Source organism: Luteimonas campi (genome assembly GCF_051162505.1).
Lineage (GTDB): Bacteria > Pseudomonadota > Gammaproteobacteria > Xanthomonadales > Xanthomonadaceae > Luteimonas.
The window spans coordinates 211,601-228,956 of record NZ_JBNWEM010000003.1 but is presented as its reverse complement, the minus strand read 5'-3'; the positions used below and the strand labels follow the sequence as shown (position 1 = coordinate 228,956).

22 protein-coding genes and 1 tRNA gene are annotated in these 17,356 nt (G+C 69.9%); 6 read left to right on the top strand and 17 right to left on the bottom strand.

The annotated features are described in order from the left end of the window. Positions 1-130 precede the first annotated feature (130 nt). From ACQYVW_RS11020 to rplM, 5 genes are all read right to left on the bottom strand, one after another. Positions 131-1,120, bottom strand: coding sequence for a fumarylacetoacetate hydrolase family protein (locus tag ACQYVW_RS11020; RefSeq protein WP_434947027.1), 990 nt, complete (start codon positions 1,118-1,120; stop codon positions 131-133). 155 nt (positions 1,121-1,275) lie between these two features. Then, positions 1,276-2,019, bottom strand: coding sequence for a 2OG-Fe dioxygenase family protein (locus ACQYVW_RS11015; protein WP_434947026.1), 744 nt, complete (start codon positions 2,017-2,019; stop codon positions 1,276-1,278). Positions 2,020-2,193: 174 nt separating this feature from the next. Continuing rightward, positions 2,194-2,268: transfer RNA gene (locus ACQYVW_RS11010), tRNA-Gln, on the bottom strand. A 48-nt stretch (positions 2,269-2,316) separates the two neighbouring features. Then, positions 2,317-2,709 carry a 30S ribosomal protein S9 gene (gene rpsI, locus ACQYVW_RS11005; protein WP_434936166.1) on the bottom strand — a complete coding sequence of 131 codons (393 nt, stop codon included), beginning with the start codon at positions 2,707-2,709 and terminating at the stop codon, positions 2,317-2,319. Between the two features lie 3 nt (positions 2,710-2,712). Next, on the bottom strand, positions 2,713-3,141 hold the full coding sequence (gene rplM / locus ACQYVW_RS11000; protein WP_434936168.1) for a 50S ribosomal protein L13: 429 nt from the start codon (positions 3,139-3,141) through the stop codon (positions 2,713-2,715). A 199-nt stretch (positions 3,142-3,340) separates the two neighbouring features. Here rplM and coq7 point away from each other — a divergent pair, with 199 nt between their 5' ends. After that, positions 3,341-4,036, top strand: coding sequence for a 2-polyprenyl-3-methyl-6-methoxy-1,4-benzoquinone monooxygenase (gene coq7 / locus ACQYVW_RS10995; RefSeq protein ID WP_434936170.1), 696 nt, complete (start codon positions 3,341-3,343; stop codon positions 4,034-4,036). A gap of 109 nt (positions 4,037-4,145) precedes the next feature. Here the strand turns inward: coq7 and speD are convergent, their stop codons facing one another. Then, the gene (gene speD / locus ACQYVW_RS10990) at positions 4,146-4,940 is read right to left on the bottom strand and encodes an adenosylmethionine decarboxylase (protein ID WP_434936171.1); all 795 of its coding nucleotides are present in this window, start codon (positions 4,938-4,940) and stop codon (positions 4,146-4,148) included. A 182-nt stretch (positions 4,941-5,122) separates the two neighbouring features. Here speD and crp point away from each other — a divergent pair, with 182 nt between their 5' ends. Beyond that, positions 5,123-5,758 (top strand): cAMP-activated global transcriptional regulator CRP, encoded by a 636-nt coding sequence (gene crp / locus ACQYVW_RS10985; protein WP_434936173.1) that lies wholly within the window; start codon positions 5,123-5,125, stop codon positions 5,756-5,758. Then, the gene (locus ACQYVW_RS10980; RefSeq protein ID WP_434947025.1) at positions 5,755-6,228 is read left to right on the top strand and encodes a GNAT family N-acetyltransferase; all 474 of its coding nucleotides are present in this window, start codon (positions 5,755-5,757) and stop codon (positions 6,226-6,228) included. Before crp ends, ACQYVW_RS10980 begins: the two co-directional genes overlap by 4 nt. Positions 6,229-6,240: 12 nt before the next feature. Here the strand turns inward: ACQYVW_RS10980 and ACQYVW_RS10975 are convergent, their stop codons facing one another. The 5 genes from ACQYVW_RS10975 to ACQYVW_RS10955 all read right to left on the bottom strand — a co-directional run bounded on the left by ACQYVW_RS10975 (position 6,241) and on the right by ACQYVW_RS10955 (position 9,986). Further along, a complete protein-coding gene (locus ACQYVW_RS10975; RefSeq protein WP_434934524.1) occupies positions 6,241-6,960 on the bottom strand; it encodes a haloacid dehalogenase-like hydrolase in 720 nt (239 codons plus the stop codon). Next, a complete protein-coding gene (trpC, locus tag ACQYVW_RS10970) occupies positions 6,957-7,823 on the bottom strand; it encodes an indole-3-glycerol phosphate synthase TrpC (protein ID WP_434947212.1) in 867 nt (288 codons plus the stop codon). Before trpC ends, ACQYVW_RS10975 begins: the two co-directional genes overlap by 4 nt. A gap of 48 nt (positions 7,824-7,871) precedes the next feature. Then, positions 7,872-8,234 carry an antibiotic biosynthesis monooxygenase family protein gene (locus tag ACQYVW_RS10965; protein ID WP_434934523.1) on the bottom strand — a complete coding sequence of 121 codons (363 nt, stop codon included), beginning with the start codon at positions 8,232-8,234 and terminating at the stop codon, positions 7,872-7,874. A gap of 49 nt (positions 8,235-8,283) precedes the next feature. After that, positions 8,284-9,318, bottom strand: a complete 1,035-nt coding sequence (gene trpD / locus ACQYVW_RS10960) for an anthranilate phosphoribosyltransferase (RefSeq protein ID WP_434934522.1) — start codon at positions 9,316-9,318, stop codon at positions 8,284-8,286. 89 nt (positions 9,319-9,407) lie between these two features. Beyond that, positions 9,408-9,986 carry an anthranilate synthase component II gene (locus tag ACQYVW_RS10955; protein WP_434947024.1) on the bottom strand — a complete coding sequence of 193 codons (579 nt, stop codon included), beginning with the start codon at positions 9,984-9,986 and terminating at the stop codon, positions 9,408-9,410. 251 nt (positions 9,987-10,237) lie between these two features. Between ACQYVW_RS10955 and ACQYVW_RS10950 the strand changes: the two genes are divergently transcribed. After that, complete coding sequence (locus ACQYVW_RS10950) at positions 10,238-10,495, top strand: DUF2249 domain-containing protein (protein WP_434947023.1); 258 nt, start codon at positions 10,238-10,240, stop codon at positions 10,493-10,495. Between the two features lie 122 nt (positions 10,496-10,617). Here the strand turns inward: ACQYVW_RS10950 and ACQYVW_RS10945 are convergent, their stop codons facing one another. The 6 genes from ACQYVW_RS10945 to ACQYVW_RS10920 all read right to left on the bottom strand — a co-directional run bounded on the left by ACQYVW_RS10945 (position 10,618) and on the right by ACQYVW_RS10920 (position 15,822). Beyond that, entirely contained in the window at positions 10,618-11,301 is a 684-nt protein-coding gene (locus ACQYVW_RS10945) for a hypothetical protein (protein WP_434947022.1), read from the bottom strand. 113 nt (positions 11,302-11,414) lie between these two features. Continuing rightward, positions 11,415-12,890 carry an anthranilate synthase component I gene (gene trpE, locus ACQYVW_RS10940; protein ID WP_434947021.1) on the bottom strand — a complete coding sequence of 492 codons (1,476 nt, stop codon included), beginning with the start codon at positions 12,888-12,890 and terminating at the stop codon, positions 11,415-11,417. A 134-nt stretch (positions 12,891-13,024) separates the two neighbouring features. After that, positions 13,025-14,002 (bottom strand): lipid kinase YegS, encoded by a 978-nt coding sequence (yegS, locus tag ACQYVW_RS10935; RefSeq protein ID WP_434934512.1) that lies wholly within the window; start codon positions 14,000-14,002, stop codon positions 13,025-13,027. A gap of 262 nt (positions 14,003-14,264) precedes the next feature. Next, on the bottom strand, positions 14,265-14,738 hold the full coding sequence (rraA, locus tag ACQYVW_RS10930; protein WP_434934510.1) for a ribonuclease E activity regulator RraA: 474 nt from the start codon (positions 14,736-14,738) through the stop codon (positions 14,265-14,267). Next, positions 14,735-15,409, bottom strand: a complete 675-nt coding sequence (gene rpe, locus ACQYVW_RS10925; protein WP_434934508.1) for a ribulose-phosphate 3-epimerase — start codon at positions 15,407-15,409, stop codon at positions 14,735-14,737. The genes rraA and rpe overlap by 4 nt, the downstream gene beginning before the upstream one ends. Positions 15,410-15,486: 77 nt before the next feature. Beyond that, positions 15,487-15,822, bottom strand: coding sequence for a J domain-containing protein (locus ACQYVW_RS10920; protein WP_434947020.1), 336 nt, complete (start codon positions 15,820-15,822; stop codon positions 15,487-15,489). A 78-nt stretch (positions 15,823-15,900) separates the two neighbouring features. Here ACQYVW_RS10920 and ACQYVW_RS10915 point away from each other — a divergent pair, with 78 nt between their 5' ends. Further along, positions 15,901-16,797, top strand: a complete 897-nt coding sequence (locus ACQYVW_RS10915) for a phosphoribosylaminoimidazolesuccinocarboxamide synthase (protein WP_434947019.1) — start codon at positions 15,901-15,903, stop codon at positions 16,795-16,797. Between the two features lie 58 nt (positions 16,798-16,855). Next, complete coding sequence (locus tag ACQYVW_RS10910) at positions 16,856-17,356, top strand: Mpo1 family 2-hydroxy fatty acid dioxygenase (RefSeq protein WP_434947018.1); 501 nt, start codon at positions 16,856-16,858, stop codon at positions 17,354-17,356.

The following is a 17,356-nucleotide window of genomic DNA, read 5'->3' as shown; positions in this document are numbered from 1 at the left end:
GCACGTGCGCCGCAACGGCCCGGCGTGGCGCCCGGCCATCCCCACGCCCGCGCCGGGCCCGCCCGGCAGGCCATCGTGGACCGGCGCGCATGAGGTCCGCACGCCACCCGTCGCGTCAGTCCCCCGCCCGTCAGGGCGCGGCGTGGCGCTCGATCCGCTGCTCGATCGCGCCGAAGATGCTGCGCCCCTCGCCATCGAGCATCTCGATCCGCACGCTGTCGCCGAAGGACAGGAACGGGGTGACCGGCTTGCCCGTCTCCAGCGCTTCGACGGTGCGTTTTTCCGCGAAGCACGAGGCGCCAAGCGATGTGTCCTGGTTGGCGATGGTCCCCGAACCAACGAGAGTTCCGGCCGAAAGCGGACGCGTCCGCGCCGCGTGCGCCACCAGCTGGGCGAAATCGAACTGCATGTCCACGCCCGCCTCGGGAGCCCCGAACCATGCGCCGTTGACGTGGGTGACCAGGGGAAGGTGCAGCTTGTTGTCGCGCCAGGCCTCGCCGAGCTCGTCGGGAGTGACGAATACCGGCGAAAGCGCCGAGCGCGGCTTGGACTGCAGGAAACCGAAGCCCTTGGCCAGTTCGGCCGGGATCAGGTTGCGAAGGCTGACGTCGTTGACCAGGCCGACGAGCTGGATATGGGCGGCCGCCTGCTCCGGCGTGACCGCCATCGGCACATCGCCGGTGACCACCACGATCTCGGCTTCCAGATCGATGCCGTAATCCTCGCTGGTGACCCGCACCGGATCGCGCGGGCCGAGGAAGCCGGCACTGGTGGCCTGGTACATCAGCGGGTCGGTGTAGAAGCTCTCGGGCACCTCGGCGCCGCGCGCGCGGCGCACGCGCTCGACGTGCGGCAGGTAGGCGCTGCCGTCGACGAATTCGTAGGCGCGCGGCAGCGGCGCGGCCAGGGCATTGTGCTCCAGCTCGAACACGCCATCGGCATCGCCGCTTTCCAGCGAACCGGCCAGTGCATTGAGGCGTGGCGCCGCGTTGTCCCAGTCTTCCAGGGCGCGCTGCAGGGTGGGCGCGATGCCGGCCGCGCGGACGGCGCGGGTCAGGTCGCGCGAGACGACCACGAGGGTGCCGTCGCGGCCGCCTTCCTTCAGTGAACCGAGTTTCATGCCTGCTCCGGACCGTTTCGTGATTTCAATTGTAACCAGCCGCCCCGCTGCACGGGTCCGCCGACCTGCCTGCCGCGCGGGCACCCGCGCGTCCAACGCGTGTATCGAATGACGGACGCGGCGGGCGAGGCGGAAGCCGCGCGGCCGGATCGGGTTCAGTCGTCGCCCTGGAACGCGCCGGCGCGGAAGGTCAGCACCAGGGTGTCGCGATGGCCCGGCACGTCGTCGGACTCCGGCTGGATCGGGGTGGATTCATGGATCACCCGGGCATCGTCCAGGAACAGCAGGGACCAGGGCTCGAGCAGGGTGAAACGCTGGCCGTCCGGCCCCTGGGCCTGGAACACCCGGGTCTCGCCGCCCTTGATGCGGTGGCGGCCGACCAGGATGACGGCGACGAAGTCGACCCCGTCGCGGTGCGCCCCTTCGGGCGTCGGCCGGCCGATGCCGTCGGCGGTGTCGATGCGGAACTGGTGCGCCTCAACGTACCAGGGCTGCTGCCCGCGCAAGGCGGAACACCAGCGCCCCAGCCCGCACAGCAACGAGGTCCAGGCGGGCGCGGCGATGGTCGCCGGCGCGATCGGTTCGAACATGCGCAACATCCCGCCATGCAGCGCGTTGTAATCCAGCGATTGCCAGTGGGCGCGATGCGGCACCTGCTGCAGCCGATCCGCATCGACCACGAAGCATGAGTGGCGACGGCTGCGGTAGCGCCCGCCATCGCGCAGATAGGCGTCGGGGGGCAGCTCGTCCCAGCCCGGGACGAGCGCCTCCAGATCGGCGGGGTCCGCCTGCGCCAGCGAAGCGACCACGGGCGAAGGCAGCACGGCGAAGCCGCGCGTGCGCATGTCGTCCAGGACGCTGCCCGCGTCGGACAGGTGCGGAAGGAAGGGGGCCGTCATGGGCGGATTCTAGCGTGCGGAGCGCTGCACGCAGGACGGCGCCGGGTATCCGGTAAGCAGCCAGGAAGGCGTGCCCCGCCGGCACCATGGTCGACGCCTGGCCGGCGCCTGCCCCGCTCCGCGCACGGGAGCGCAAACGAAAAAACCCGCCTTGCGGCGGGTCTTTCGTGGATCTGGCAGCCCCGGATGGATTCGAACCACCGAATGCCTGAGTCAGAGTCAGGTGCCTTACCGCTTGGCGACGGGGCTATGGAGCGGATTGTAACGCCATCGCGGGGCGATGGCGTCGATACGGCATTAACGCTTGGAGAACTGCGTGGCGCGGCGAGCCTTGTGCAGGCCGACCTTCTTGCGCTCGACCTCGCGCGCGTCGCGGGTCACGAACCCGGCCTTGCGCAGTTCGGTCTTCAGCGTTTCGTCGTACTCGACCAGGGCGCGGGCGATGCCCAGGCGGATCGCACCGGCCTGGCCGGTGGTGCCGCCGCCGGTGGCGGTGACGAGGATGTCGAAGGTCTCGGTGTTCTTGGTCAGCTCCAGCGGCTGGCGCACGATCATGCGCGCGGTCTCGCGGCCGAAGAACTCGTCCAGCGGACGGCCGTTGACGGTGATGTTGCCGCTGCCCTTGCGCAGGAACACGCGGGCGGTGGAGGACTTGCGACGGCCGGTGCCGTAGTTCTGGGTGGTAGCCATCGTTTAGATATCCAGGGGCTGGGGCTGCTGGGCGGCGTGCGGGTGCTCGGCACCCTTGTACACCTTGAGCTTGCGGTACATGGCGCGGCCGAGGGTGTTCTTCGGCAGCATGCCCTTGACCGCGATCTCGATCACGCGCTCGGGGTGGCGCTCCAGCGCCTGGGCCAGGGTCTCGGTCTTGAGATTGCCGATGTGGCCGGTGAAGCGGTGGTAGAGCTTGTCGGTCAGCTTCTTGCCGGTCACCGCGATCTTCTCGGCGTTGATCACGACCAGATAGTCGCCGGTATCGACGTGCGGGGTGTAGACGGGCTTGTGCTTGCCGCGGAGGCGGCGCGCGAGTTCGGAACTCAGGCGGCCCAGCGTCTTGCCGGTGGCGTCGACGAGATACCAGTCGCGCTGGACGGTCTCGGACTTGGCAGTAAAGGTCTTCATCTAAAATGACTCCGGGCGGGTGCCTGGTCGGGCTGGTTCCGGGATCCGGAACGTCGCCTCGCGTTGTGGGGTTGGAACACAGAAGCGGAATTCTAGCCCGCTGCCTGGCCGCATGCAAGTCATCGCCCCTTCGCGCTGGCGTCGGGCTGCACCACGCGCCACCATGGACGGCCCGCCCGGCCCCACCCGGAGATCCACCATGCCCGACACCCCCGCCTCCACGCTCCCGGCCACCCTTCCCGCTCCACCCCGTGGCGCGCCACGTCGGCTGAACCCGCTCGACCGGGTCCTGGTCGAGGCGCAGCGGGCGCTGGAGACCGTGCTCGGCCAGCCCACGGCCGTCCGCGCCAATCCGGCCGGCGCCACTCCGGATGCCGCCCTGTCGCCCGGCGAGCGCCGCCACGCCGCGGGTCTGATGCGGATCAACCACGTTGGCGAGGTCTGCGCGCAGGGCCTGTACTTCGGCCAGGCCGCGGTGGCGCGCGAGGCCGCCACCCGCGAGCACCTGCTGGAAGCGGCCCAGGAGGAGACCGACCACCTGGCCTGGTGCGCCGACCGCCTGCGCGAACTCGACAGTCGCCCGAGCGTGTTCAATCCGCTGTGGTACGGCGGCAGCTACGCCCTGGGGGTGCTGGCCGGCCTGCGCGGCGACGGCTGGAACCTCGGCTTCGTGGTCGAGACCGAGCGCCAGGTCGAGGCGCACCTGGACGAACACCTGCAGACGCTGCCGGATGCGGACCGGCGCAGCCGCGAGATCCTGCAGCAGATGAAGCTGGACGAGGCCCGCCACGCGGTCAACGCCGAGATGGCGGGCGCCCGGATCCTGCCGCAGCCGATTCCCAGCCTGATGGCCGGCGCCTCCAGGCTGATGAAGACGGTGGCCTACCGGCTGTGAGTCGCCGGACGGGCGGCTGCTGATCCACAACGCAAAGGCCCCGCTTCCGCGGGGCCTTCTGCTTCACGAGACCGCTGTTTCGAGCCGCCAGCGCCACACGCGCCGGGGTTCAATCGAGCAGGTTGCGACCGTGGTAGAGCTCTTCGATCTCGCGCTTGAGCCGCGCCTCGATCTTCATGCGCTCCTTGAACGACAGATTGCGCGCCTTTTCCTCGAACAGGTACTGGTCGAGGTCGAAGTCCTTCAGGTGCATCTTGGTGTGGAAGATGTTTTCCTGGTAGACGTTGACGTCGAGCATCTCGTAGCGCGACTTGATGTTCTTGGCCAGGAAGTCCTGGATCGAGTTGATCTTGTGGTCGATGTAGTGCTTCTTGCCCTTGATGTCGCGGGTGAAGCCGCGCACCCGGTAGTCCATCACCACGATGTCGGACTCGAGGCTCTCGATCAGGTAGTTCAGCGCCTTCAGCGGCGAGATCACCCCGCAAGTCGACACGTCGATGTCGGCGCGGAAGGTCGCGATGCCGTTGTCCGGGTGGGTTTCCGGATAGGTGTGGACGGTGATGTGCGACTTGTCCAGGTGCGCGACCACGGCGTCGGAGATCAGCTCCTTGCCGGCATCCTTCTTGTCGATCACCGGCTCCTCGGAGATGAGGATGGTCACCGACGCGCCCTGGGGATCGTAGTCCTGGCGGGCGATGTTGAGGATGTTGGCGCCGATGATCTCGGCGACGTCGCTCAGGATCTGGGTCAGGCGATCGGCATCGTACTGCTCGTCGATGTACTCGATATAGCGCCGACGCTCGTCCTCCGACGCCGCATAGCAGACGTCGTAGATATTGAACGACAAGGACTTGGTGAGGTTGTTGAAGCCCTGGAGCTTCAGGCGAGGCAACGGCTTGACCACGTCGGACGGTCCCCGGTCGGGCGGACGAAGGGCGGAATTATGGGGCAAAGCGGGTGACCGTGGGGGCAAGATGTTTGCTCGCGGGACACGGACGGCCTAATCTCGGCGCTTCCCCCGTTCCCCCCTGCATGAAACCAAGCCCTGTGGCCCTGATCAGCAGCTATCGCCGCCCTGCCCACCCGATGGCGCCGTCTCCCGCGACCATCGAACGCTTCCTCGCCCACTGCCACCGTCGGCGCTACCCGCCGCGTACCGAGGTGTTCCGGCCCGGCGACCCCGCCGGCACCCTGTATTACGTCATCAGCGGCTCGGTCAGCATCATCACCGAGGAGGACGATGGCCGCGAGCTGGTGCTTGGTTACTTCGGCAACGGCGAGTTCGTGGGCGAGATGGGCCTGTTTATCGAAACCGATGTGCGCGAGGTGATCCTGCGCACCCGCGTGCCGACGGAACTGGCCGAGATCAGCTACGAGCGGCTGTACCAGCTGTTCGACGGCACCCTCGCCAACGACGCCACCTCGATCATGTACGCGATCGGCGCTCAGCTGTCGCGCAGGCTGCTGGACACCAGCCGCAAGGCCGGTCGCCTGGCTTTCCTGGACGTGACCGACCGCATCATCCGGACCCTGCACGACCTGACCCGCGAACCGGAGGCCATGAGCCATCCCGAAGGGACGCAGCTGCGCGTGTCGCGGCAGGAGCTGGCGCGGCTGGTGGGGTGTTCGCGCGAGATGGCCGGCCGGGTCCTCAAGAAGCTGCAGATCGACGGCAAGCTGCACGCGCGCGGCAAGACCATCGTGCTGTACGGCACCCGATGAGCGGTGGCCCGTTCGCGCAACGCGGCGACCTGCCGGACGCCGATCTGCGCAGCGCGGGCCTGATCGACGCCGACGACGTCGCCGCCCTGCTCTGCGAGCTGGGCTATCCCTGCGACGTGGAAGACGCCGCCCGCCGGATCCGCACCATCCTGGACAACGACCGCCAGGCCCTGGTGGTGGCACGGGTGGATGGCGCGGTCGCCGGTCTGGTGGCGCTGGATTTCATGTATTACCTGCCGCTGGACACGGTCACCTGCCGCATCACGGCCCTGGTGGTGAGCGCATCCGCCCGCGGCCAGGGCCTGGGCAGGCAGCTGCTGCGCGAGGCCGAGCGTCGCGCGCGCCGCGGCGGCGCCGCGCGGCTGGAGCTGTCCAGCGGCTCGCAGCGCGCCGACGCGCACGCGTTCTACCGCGCCTGCGGGTTCAGCGACGGGACGGTGCGATTCATCAAGCGGATGGGCGACGCCTAGGCGCGATTGCGATCAGCGGGGCCCGGCCACGGGCTCGCCGCCCCGCTGCCGGCAGCCCCAGTTGAGGATCGGCGTGCCGGGCGCCAGGGTGCGACGGAACATGGACTCGCTGCCGCGCTTGGGGTTGACCACCACAGGAGACTTCGCCGCCACCAGCAGCGGCAGGTCGGCGCTGGAGTCGGAATAGGCGATATCGATCGCGCCCAGGCCCTGCTCGCGCAGCATCCGCATCTTCTCCTCGGCATGGCAGTGGCGCACGGCGACGATCGCGCCCAGCCGCGGGCCGACCTGGGTGCCGATCACCGGCACCGCCTCGTGCGCGACGAAGGCCAGGATCGCGCGCGCAAGTTCGGGCGGCGCTCCGGTGGCGATCACCACGCGGTCGCCCGATTCGCGATGGCGGTGCAGCACCTCGAGCGCCACCGGCAGCAGGCGCTCGCGGATCTGCGCCTCGTGGCCGGCCACATAGCGGTCGATGGCATCGTCCAGGGTGCGCGGGCCCGGCATGCCGACCGTGCCGATCCACACGTAGCCGGAAATGCCGTAGCGGCGGGTGGGCAGGAAGGCGACCATCGGCCCCAGCACCGGCGTGGCCAGCAGCGCCAGCCCGGTGCGCCACCAGCTGCGGCGGATCAGCCAGGCGAACAGGTGGCTGCCCGAATCGCCATCGTAAAGCGTGTGGTCGAAGTCGAAGACCACCAGCGGCCGCGCGGGGTCGGGTGCCGCGCTCATGCCGCGAAGAACAGGCTGCGCAGCGCCAGCCCCGGATCGGGCGCGCGCATGAAGGCTTCGCCCACCAGGAAGGCCTCGACGCCGGCGGCGCGCATGCGCGCCACATCCGCAGCGGTATGGATCCCGCTCTCGGTCACCAGCCGCCGATCGCGCGGCACCGCGGCCCGCAGCGACAGCGTGGTGTCGAGCGAGACCTCGAAGCTGCGCAGGCTGCGGTTGTTGATGCCCAGCAGCGGCGCCGGCACCTGGATCGCGCGCTCGAGTTCGTCGATGTCGTGGACCTCCACCAGCACGTCCAGTCCCGACTCCATGGCGATGCCCGACAGTTCGGCCAGTTGCCCGTCGGACAGCGCGGCCACGATCAGCAGGATGCAGTCGGCGCCCAGCGCGCGCGCCTCGTGCACCTGGTAGGCGTCGATGGTGAAGTCCTTGCGCAGCACCGGCAGCGCGCAGGCCGCGCGCGCCTGCTGCAGGTAGGCGTCGGCGCCCTGGAAGAAATCCATGTCGGTCAGCACCGACAGGCAGGCCGCGCCGCCGGCCTCGTAGCTGCGCGCGATCTGCGCGGGCTGGAAGTCGGGGCGGATCACGCCCTTCGACGGGCTGGCCTTCTTGACCTCAGCGATCACGGCCGGCGCGCCGGCGGCGATCTTCGCCTCGATGGCGGCGGCGAAGCCGCGCGCAGGTGGCATGTCGGCGGCCAGCGCGCGCATCTGCGCCAGCGGGCGCTCCATGGCGCGCGCGGCGATCTCCTCGCTCTTCCGCGCGAGGATTTTCTGCAGGATGTCGTCGCGACGCGGGAGCGTCGGGCGCAACAGGTGGTTCAAGACATCGGTCCTCGTTGTTCGCCGGCCCGCGGGCAGCAGGGGCACATGATCGCAGGATCGCGGGGCCGGGCGCGAATCCGCGGCTGTTCAGCGGACCGGACCGGCCGCGCCGCCCTCGCGGTCCCAGCCGTAGGCGCGCTCGACGCGCGCCACCCGCAGCTCGAAGTGCCGATACCACTCGGCGCGGCCGCGCTCGCGCGCCGCGGTGTGCTCGGCGTGGCGGCGCCAGGCCAGGATCGCCTCCTCGCTGTCCCAGTAGGCCACGGTGATGCCGAAGCCATCGGCGCCACGGGTGGATTCGACGCCGAGGAAGCCCGGCTGCTGGCGCGCCAGCTCCACCATCCGCTCGGCGGTTTCGCCGTAGCCGTTGTCGACCTCGGTGCGCTGGGCGCTGAAGATCACCGCGTAATACGGCGGAGGCGGCAATCGGGCGAAGGTATCGGACTCCATGACGGTCTCCCTGGCTGCGGCACGGCCCACGTGCACGCGCGCGAAAAGGTCAGGCGGCGGCCAGCCTCTGGGTGGCGGCGACGAACTCGCCAAGCTTGCGCAGCGCAGCGCCGGAACCGATCGCCTCGCGCGCCAGCCCGATGCCTTCGGCGATCGAGTTCGCCACGCCGGCTACGTACAGCGCCGCGCCGGCATTGAGCGCCACGATCTCCAGCGGCAGCCCGGCTTCGCCGCGCAGCGCGCCGAGCAGCATCTGCTTCGATTCGGTGGCGTCGGCCACGCGCAGGTTGCGGCTGGCCGCCATCGAGATGCCGTAATCCTCCGGATGGATCTCGTACTCGCGCACCACTCCGTCGCGCAGCTCGCCCACCAGGGTGGCCGCGCCGAGCGAGATCTCGTCCATGCCATCCCGGCCCCAGACCACCAGCGCGCGCTCGGTGCCGAGTTCCTTCAGCACGCGCACCTGGATGCCGACCAGGTCTGGATGGAACACGCCCATCAGCACGCTGGGCGCGCCGGCCGGATTGGTGAGCGGCCCGAGGATGTTGAAGATGGTGCGCACGCCCATCTCGCGCCGGACCGGCGCCACCGCCTTCATCGCCGGATGGTGGATCGGCGCGAACATGAAGCCGGCGCCGACCTCGTCGATGCATCGCGCCACCTGCGCCGGTTGCAGCTCGATCGCTGCGCCCAGCGCTTCCAGGGCATCGGCGCTGCCTGACTTCGACGACACGCTGCGGTTGCCGTGCTTGGCCACGCGTGCGCCGGCGGCGCTCGCCACGAACATGCTCGCGGTGGAGATGTTGAAGGTATGCGAGCCATCGCCACCGGTGCCGACGATATCGACCAGATGACTGCGGTCGGGCACCTCGACCGGGCGCGAGAGCTCGCGCATCACCTTGGCGGCGGCGGCGATCTCGTCCACGGTCTCCTTCTTGACCCGCAATCCGGTGAGGATCGCCGCGGTCATCACCGGCGAGACCTCGCCGCGCATGATCTGGCGCATCAGGTCGATCATCTCGTCGTGGAAGATCTCGCGATGCTCGATGGTCCGCTGCAGGGCGGCCTGGGAGGTGATGGTCATGTCGGAGCCGTAACGGGGGTCGTGGTGGATGGTTCGCGGTGTGCGGGCCTGGCGCCGATTGCGCGGCCCGCTCGCATGCGCAAGGCGCTTCAGCGTTCCAGGAAGTTCTTCAGCAGCGCGTGCCCATGCTCGGTCAGGATCGACTCCGGATGGAACTGGACGCCTTCGACCGGGTACTCGCGGTGGCGCAGACCCATGATCTCCTCGACCGAACCGTCCTCGTGCTCGGTCCACGCGGTGACCTCCAGCGCCGCCGGCAGCGAGTCGCGCTCGACCACCAGCGAGTGGTAGCGCGTGGCCTCGTAGCCATCGGGCAGGTTGGCGAACACGCCCTGGCCCCGGTGGCGGATCGGCGAGGTCTTGCCGTGCATGATCCGCCCCGCGCGCACCACCTTGCCCCCATAAGCCTGGCCGATGCTCTGGTGGCCGAGGCACACGCCGAGGATCGGCACGCGCGCGCCCAGCGCCTCGATCACGCCCACCGACACGCCCGCCTCGTTCGGCGTGCACGGTCCCGGCGAGATCACGATGCGTTCGGGCGCCAGCGCGTCGATCTCCGACACCGTCAGCTCGTCGTTGCGCACCACCTTCACCTCGGCGCCCAGCGCCTGCAGGTACTGCACGAGGTTCCAGGTGAAGCTGTCGTAGTTGTCGATCATCAGCAGCATGGGGCGTTCCGCCAGCAGGAATATCGCGTACAGGTGTCCGGAGGGTTTGCCGGGGGCGCCGGCGGCATGATGGCCAATGACAGGGCAATCCGGGCGCTCCGCGCTTCTCCCTGCCAGGTCCCGCGGTGGCGGCCCCGCCCTGCCTGGACAACCGTGGCCCGGGTCCGGCATCGCGCATCGCCCTGACCTGGATCAGGGCAGGCCGCGCGCGCACCACGCACGCTGGCCCACCCTTGCAGAGACACTTCGCCATGACCGACACAGCCGGCAGCGCCGACTACACCGCCCACCCCTTCGACGCCCGCGGCATCGCCCGGCGCTTCCGCCATTCGGCGATCTTCGGAGCGCTTGCCGCGCTCCATCCGGGCGAGGCGATGCGATTCGTCAACGATCACGATCCCCTGCCGCTGCTGGACCAGATCGGGGACCGCTTCGGCGGGAACGTCGAGATCGTCTACCGCCAGCGCGAGCCGGGCGCGATCGTGCTCGACTTCATCGTCCGCGCCTGATCCGCGAGCTTCCCGGCGCTCTTCGCCCAGGCGATAGCGCTGCTCCTGCACGACGGCCTGGCCGCGCTGCCCGGCGCCGCGCCCTGACACGCGCGCGCGCATCGAGGCCTTTCGGGCCGGCCTCATGGCGCCGAAGCTCCGGGCTGCACGCGACCGGCATCGATCGACGCCGCATATGCGGGGTGGTCGTCCAGGCGCAGCATCGACACCGGCTTGCGCAGGCCTGCGATGCCGGCGCCGTAACCGGGATCGGCGTCGATGCCGTCGATCCAGAAGCGCGCCATGTCCGCCACCGGCATGGTCCAGTCGCAGCCGCAGCCGATGTCCTGGCCGAACACGGTGATCCGCTCGTCCACGCCCAGTCCGGCGTAGAACGCCGCCTGGCGTGCACGCATGGCACGGCCATAGGCGGCGAAACCCTCGATCATGGCGGCCTTTTCGGCCTCGTCCAACGGACGCCCGCGCACCCGGGCCACTTCGTCGAAATCGATCATCGAGGCACTCCCGGCGTCGGCCTGGATGGCCGAGCCATGCCAGATCACCACCGCGTCGGCCGGCAGCAGCTTGCGGCGCCCGGCGGGAAACACATAGTTCGCGCAGGACGACGCACAGTAGCCATCGACGCGCACATCCAGCGCATGGCGTCGGACCAGCTCGCCGAGGTCCATGCCCAGCTCGATATCCCCGCCGCCCGAGCCGATGTCCAGCAGGCGGATGCCGCCGGCCGCCAGCAGGTCGCGCACCCGGCCATTGGCCTCCGCGTCCAGCACGCCGCGGTAGACGATGGCATCGCCCTCGCGGCGCACCACAGTGTCTCCCGCGGCCGATGCCGGGGCTGCGGCGGCAACCGCCAGCAGCACGGCCAGCCACGCGACGGCCCGGCGGCCGACCCGACGACGCGCGTCCCGGGGCATCGGCCTCACAGTCCCTTCGCCGCCTGCGCCACTGCGCGGAACAGCGCGCGGCCCTTGTTCATGGTCTCGTCCCATTCCTTCCCCGGATCGGAGTCGAACACGATGCCGGCGCCGGCCTGCACGTGCAGCCGGCCGTCCTGGATCACGGCGGTGCGGATGGCGATCGCGGTGTCGGCGTCGCCGTGCCAGCCGATGTAACCGATCGCGCCGGCGTAGACGTTGCGCTTGACCGGCTCGAGCTCGCGGATGATCTGCAGCGCGCGGATCTTGGGCGCGCCGCTCACGGTGCCTGCGGGGAAGGTCGCACGCAACACGTCGGCGTAGCTCAGCCCATCCTTCAGTCGCCCGGTAACCTCGCTGACGATGTGCATCACGTGGCTGTAGCGTTCGATCACGAAGCGCTCGCCGACCGCGACGCTGTCGGGCTCGGACACGTGCCCCACGTCGTTGCGGCCGAGGTCGATCAGCATCAGGTGCTCGGCGCGCTCCTTGGGGTCGGCCAGCAATTCGGCCTCCAGCGCCAGGTCCTCGTCGTGGGTCTCGCCGCGTGGGCGCGTACCTGCGATCGGCCGCACGGTGACCTCGCCGCCCTGCAGGCGCACCAGGATCTCCGGCGACGAACCCACCACCTGGGTGCCGCCGACGTCGAGGAAGTACATGTACGGCGAAGGGTTCATCGCGCGCAGCGCGCGGTAGACATCCACCGGGCGCGCGTCGAACGGCACGCTCATGCGCTGGCTCAGCACCACCTGGAAAGCATCGCCCGCGGCGATGTAGTCCTTGGCGCGCGCGACCGCATCGATGAAGCCCTCGCGGGTGAATCCGGATTCGAAATGCGCCTCGTCCAGGGCCTCGGGACGCAGGGTTTCGGGATAGCCCGCGCCACCGTGGCGCAGGCGATGCGCCAGGGCATCGAGGCGGCGGTTGGCGCGGGCCCAGGCCTGCGGTTCGCGCGGATCGGCGTGCACCACCAGGTACAGCCGGCCCTTGAGGTTGTCGAAGACCGCGACCTCCTCGCTGAGCATCAGCAGGATGTCGGGCGTGCCCAGTTCATCGGGATTGGCATCGGCGCGCAGGCGCGGCTCGATGTACTCGATGCACTCGAACCCGAACCAGCCGACCAGACCGCCACTGAAGCCTGGCAGGCCGGGCAGGCGCGGAACCGAATGCTCGGCACGCAGGCGCTCGACCTCGGCGAAGGGATCCTCCACCTCACGCGTCTCCACCACTTCCCCGTGTTCGCTGACGCTCAGGGCGTGGCCGCGGAAGCTGAAGACGCGCCGCGCCGGCAGGCCAATGATCGAGTAGCGGCCGAAGCGTTCGCCGCCCTCCACCGACTCGAAGAGATAGGTGTGCGGACCGTCGGCGAGTTTGAGATAGACCGACAGCGGCGTGTCGAGGTCGGACAGGACCTCGCGGACGACGGGGATTCGGGTATGGCCTTCAGCGGCGGAGCGCTGGAACTCTTCTTGCGAGGTCACGCGGCATTTCCTCGGGATGCGGACGGGCGGAGGCGACGGCGGCAGGCCACCATCGCCAGGCTTCGCCGGCGGCAAGGAAATGCGGGAATGCGGACGCGCCCATGGCCATTAATGTAACGGCTTTGCGCGCTGTTTTACACCGCGGACGCGGCCGGCGGCGGCGTGCCGGACGCCGACGCAGGTGGTTGCGAGCGCAACGGACTTCCAGGCGGCAGGTGCATGCGCAGCCGGCGCGGCACGCAGCGGATGCGGAAGTGCGTGGATTCGACGGGTTCGCCATCGAGGTTGAGCGCGAGCGGGGTGTCGGCGCTGATCTCCACCCATTCCAGCCGCACGCGCGTGGCGACCCGGTCGAGTGCCGCAACCTTGCCATCGCTGACCACCGTGCCAAGGGTCGCGGCGATCTCGCCCGACAACTCCGGGATCACGGTGACATCGAGCATGCCGTCGTCGACCGCGGCATCGGGACACAGCGCCTGGCCCCCGCCCGCCTGCCGGCCATTGCCTACGCCCAGGGCAATGAACTCCCCTTCCCATGCGAAGTCCGGGCCGCGCAGCGTCGCGCGGCTCGGCTCGATCCTGCCCAGGCGCGCCAGACCGGTGAGCAGGTAGGCCAGGCCGCCCAGCAGCTTCTTCATGCCTTCGGGCGTTTCCACGGTCACCTGGGTGCCGAATCCCCCGCTGGCCAGATTGGCCACCCAACGCACGGCACCGTCCGACTCGAGGCGCAACAGGTCGAGCGGCAGCGCGGCGTGTGCCGCGATCAGTTCGAGCGCGGGCAACGGCTGGTCCGGCAGGCCGCCGGCCGCCGCGAAATCATTGGCCGTGCCCATCGGCACCAGGCCCAGCGCAGGCAGCGCGTCGGCGGTGCCGTCCCGGCCGGCCAGTGCGGCGGCGACCTCGCTCAGCGTCCCGTCGCCGCCGGCCGCGACCACCGTGTCGACGCCGTCCTCCACCGCCTCGGCGACATAGCGCGCGGCATCGCCTTCTTCCCAGGTCACGCGCACGTCGATGGCCACGGCCCGCGCGCGCATGGCCTGGACAGCCGCCCGCAGATCGTCATCGCCGGCAGACTTGCCATTGATGATCAGTCGCCAGCGCGGTGTGGTCATGCGGGATGCCGGGAGTCGGGGACGCCGGTGTAGCACGCTTGGGTCCGCGGCGCTTCACGCAGCCTCGACGCCGCGGCAGGCTGCCGGCAGGGCCCGCGCAACACGCCTGTCATCGCTGCGCCATACCCGCCCGTCAGCATGGGAGTCCATAGCAGGGACGACGGGCGGGGGCGGGATCGCCCCCATGTCTTCCGGCGACGGATCCGCCGCGACAAGGCGGGTCCGTCGCCAGGCAGGCCGATACGGCGACGGTCGATATCCGTCAGGCGGGCGGCTCGTCGACGATCACCACGCCATCGGCATCCGCCACCAGCCATTGCCCCGGCACGATGACGACACCGCCGAACGCGAGTGGCACGTCGCGCAGCCCCTGGCCCAGCTTGTCGGTCTTGCGCGGACAGGTGCCCAGCGCCTTGACCCCGAGGTCGAGCGTGGCGATCGCGCCGCTGTCGCGGATCGCACCATGCACCAGCACCCCGCTCCAGCCGTTGGCGACGGCCATCTCCGCGAGCATGTCGCCCAGCATGGACCGGCGCAACGAACCGCCGCCGTCGACCACCAGCACGCGTCCATGCCCGGGTTCGGCCACGGCCTCGCGGACCAGCGAGTTGTCTTCCAGCGCCTTGACGGTGCTGATCCGGCCCGAGAAGGCCACGCGTCCGCCGTAATCGCGCAGCGGCAGCTCCAGCACCCGCGCCTGGCCTTCCAGCCGATCGCACAGGTCGCAGGTGTTCATCCCGCGGCTCCGGCGATCTCCGCGCGCATCCGCGCGATCACCGCGGCATAGTCCGGCTGCCCGAAGATCGCGCTGCCGGCCACGAAGGTGTCGGCGCCCGCGGCTGCGATCTCGCGGATGTTGTCGGGCTTCACCCCGCCATCGATCTCGAGCCGGATCGGCTTGCCGCTGGCGTCGATCCGGTCGCGCACGCGGCGCAGCTTCTGCAGCGTCGAGGGAATGAAGGCCTGCCCACCGAAGCCCGGATTGACCGACATCAGCAGCACCAGGTCGAGCTCTTCGAGCACGTAGTCCAGCACCTCCACCGGGGTGGCGGGGTTGAGGACGAGACCGGCCTGGCAGCCTTCGGCCTTGATCAGCTGGATGGTGCGGTGGACATGCCGGGACGCTTCGGGATGGAAACTGATCAGGCTGGCGCCGGCCCGGGCGAAGTCCGGAACGATGCGGTCGACCGGCTCCACCATCAGGTGCACGTCGATGGGCGCGGTCACGCCGTGGCCGCGCAGGGCCTCGCACACCAGTGGCCCGATGGTGAGATTGGGGACGTAGTGGTTGTCCATCACATCGAAATGCACCCAGTCCGCGCCGGCGGCGAGGACCTGGTCGACCTCTTCGCCGAGCCTGGCGAAGTTCGCCGACAGGATGGACGGTGCGATGACGGGAGCTTGCATGGCGTTCTCTCTGACGGTGATCGTGCCTGGAGGCCGGCCGAGCGCCCGGACCGGACAGGCGGCGCGGCGGGCAGGGGCTAGCGCCGGCGCCGCCGGGTCCTGATGCGGTCGTAGGCGGTATTGATCTCGCGGGCCTTCTTCTCGGCCTGCTGCCGCAGCTCGGGCGCCGCGCCCGCGACCTTGTCGGGGTGGTACTGGGACATCAGCCGCCGGTAGGCCTTGTCGATCTCGTCGTCGCTGGCCTCGGGCGAGAGGCCGAGCGCGCGGTATTCCGCGCCACCGCCGCCACCGCCGACCCAGCCCGCATCGAAGGCGTGGCCGATCAGCAGGCCGATCAGGCCGCCCCCCGGATGGCGCAGCAGCAGCAGCCAGCCGGCGATGAAGCCCAGCAGTTTTCCGTACCAGCGGTTCATGCCGGCCAGTGTACCGCCGGCCGTTCAATGCAGGCGGGAATCGCACTACACTTGCCGGCCCGCCCGAAGGCCACCTCCTTGGCGACCACCCTGCTGCACAGCGACCTGCCCGGCCTGACCCTGCGCCACCGCGGCAAGGTGCGCGACGTGTTCGACCTGGGCCACGACCGGCTGCTGATCGTGGCCACCGACCGCCTCAGCGCGTTCGATGTGGTCCTGCCCGACCCGATCCCCGGCAAGGGCGAGATGCTCTGCCAGATCAGCAACTTCTGGTTCGAACAGACCGCCGCCCTGGTGCCCAACCACCTGACCGGCATCGACGTGGCCACGGTGCTGCCCGAGGGCACGGATCCGGCGCTGTATGCGCGCCGGGCAGTGGTGACGAAGAAGCTGCGGCCGGTGCCGATCGAGGCCATCGCGCGCGGCTACATCATCGGCAGCGGCTGGAAGGACTACCAGCGCACCGGCCGGGTCAGCGGCATCCGCCTGCCCGACGGCCTGCGCCAGGCCGAACGCCTGCCCGAACCCATCTTCACCCCCTCGACCAAGGCCGCCGTGGGCGACCACGATGAGAACATCGACTTCGACACCGCGGTGAAGCTGGCCGGCGCCGACCTCGCCGAACAGGTCCGCGACGCCACCCTGCGCCTGTACAAGCACGCAGCGGCGTACGCCGCCGAGCGCGGCATCCTGCTGGCCGACACCAAGTTCGAGTTCGGCACCGACGCGGACGGCCGCCTGTACGTGATGGACGAGATGCTGACTCCGGACTCCTCGCGCTACTGGCCGGCGGACGAGTACGAGGTGGGCAGCAGCCCGCCCAGCTACGACAAGCAGATCGTGCGCGACTACCTGGAAACGCTGGACTGGGACAAGACCGCGCCGGGACCGGTGCTGCCGCCGGAGGTGATCGAGCGCACGCGCGCCCGCTACGCCGAGGCGCTGCAGAGGCTGGCGGGCATCTCCACCGACTGATCGCGACGCCGGGGAGCGTATGCTCGCGCCGTCCGGATGCCGCCGCAGGAGCTCCGCCATGCAAGTCCCCGCCGACGACCAGGCCACCCGCCCCATCGACCACTGGTTCGCCAGCTATTCGGCGGACCATCGCAACCAGACCAACCAGCGCATCCATGTGTTCGCGGTGCCGCTGATCCTGTGGAGCGTGATCGCGCTGCTGTGGTGCATCCCGGTGCCGGCCGACAGCGGCTTCCGCGCCGGGCTCTGGGCCGGGCTGGCGTGCTTCGCTGCGTGGATGTTCTATTTCCGCGCCTCGCGCCCCATCGGCCTCGGCATGCTCGCCGTATTCGTGGCGATGCTGTGGTCGAGCTTCTGGATCGAACGGCTGCAGGGCACGCGTGTCCTGCTGGCGCTGGCGATCACGGTGTTCGTGCTGGCCTGGATCGCGCAGTTCGTCGGCCACAGCAGGCGGTTCGAAGGCAGGAAGCCGAGCTTCTTCACCGACCTGCGCTACCTGCTGATCGGCCCGGCCTGGGTGCTGTCCAAGCTCTACCGCAAGCTCGGCCTGCGCTGGTGA

Coding starts and splice junctions, on each gene's coding strand:
- rpsI (WP_434936166.1), bottom strand. CDS start 2,709: ATGGCTACCACCCAGAACTACGGCACCGGCCGTCGCAAGTCCTCCACC.
- ACQYVW_RS10950 (WP_434947023.1), top strand. CDS start 10,238: ATGACCGACACAGCCGGCAGCGCCGACTACACCGCCCACCCCTTCGAC.
- ACQYVW_RS10980 (WP_434947025.1), top strand. CDS start 5,755: ATGAGCGGTGGCCCGTTCGCGCAACGCGGCGACCTGCCGGACGCCGAT.
- coq7 (WP_434936170.1), top strand. CDS start 3,341: ATGCCCGACACCCCCGCCTCCACGCTCCCGGCCACCCTTCCCGCTCCA.
- ACQYVW_RS10975 (WP_434934524.1), bottom strand. CDS start 6,960: ATGAGCGCGGCACCCGACCCCGCGCGGCCGCTGGTGGTCTTCGACTTC.
- ACQYVW_RS10965 (WP_434934523.1), bottom strand. CDS start 8,234: ATGGAGTCCGATACCTTCGCCCGATTGCCGCCTCCGCCGTATTACGCG.
- yegS (WP_434934512.1), bottom strand. CDS start 14,002: ATGACCACACCGCGCTGGCGACTGATCATCAATGGCAAGTCTGCCGGC.
- rplM (WP_434936168.1), bottom strand. CDS start 3,141: ATGAAGACCTTTACTGCCAAGTCCGAGACCGTCCAGCGCGACTGGTAT.
- ACQYVW_RS10910 (WP_434947018.1), top strand. CDS start 16,856: ATGCAAGTCCCCGCCGACGACCAGGCCACCCGCCCCATCGACCACTGG.
- ACQYVW_RS10920 (WP_434947020.1), bottom strand. CDS start 15,822: ATGAACCGCTGGTACGGAAAACTGCTGGGCTTCATCGCCGGCTGGCTG.
- rpe (WP_434934508.1), bottom strand. CDS start 15,409: ATGCAAGCTCCCGTCATCGCACCGTCCATCCTGTCGGCGAACTTCGCC.
- ACQYVW_RS11015 (WP_434947026.1), bottom strand. CDS start 2,019: ATGACGGCCCCCTTCCTTCCGCACCTGTCCGACGCGGGCAGCGTCCTG.
- trpD (WP_434934522.1), bottom strand. CDS start 9,318: ATGACCATCACCTCCCAGGCCGCCCTGCAGCGGACCATCGAGCATCGC.
- rraA (WP_434934510.1), bottom strand. CDS start 14,738: ATGAACACCTGCGACCTGTGCGATCGGCTGGAAGGCCAGGCGCGGGTG.
- ACQYVW_RS10955 (WP_434947024.1), bottom strand. CDS start 9,986: ATGCTGCTGATGATCGACAACTACGACAGCTTCACCTGGAACCTCGTG.
- ACQYVW_RS11020 (WP_434947027.1), bottom strand. CDS start 1,120: ATGAAACTCGGTTCACTGAAGGAAGGCGGCCGCGACGGCACCCTCGTG.
- crp (WP_434936173.1), top strand. CDS start 5,123: ATGGCGCCGTCTCCCGCGACCATCGAACGCTTCCTCGCCCACTGCCAC.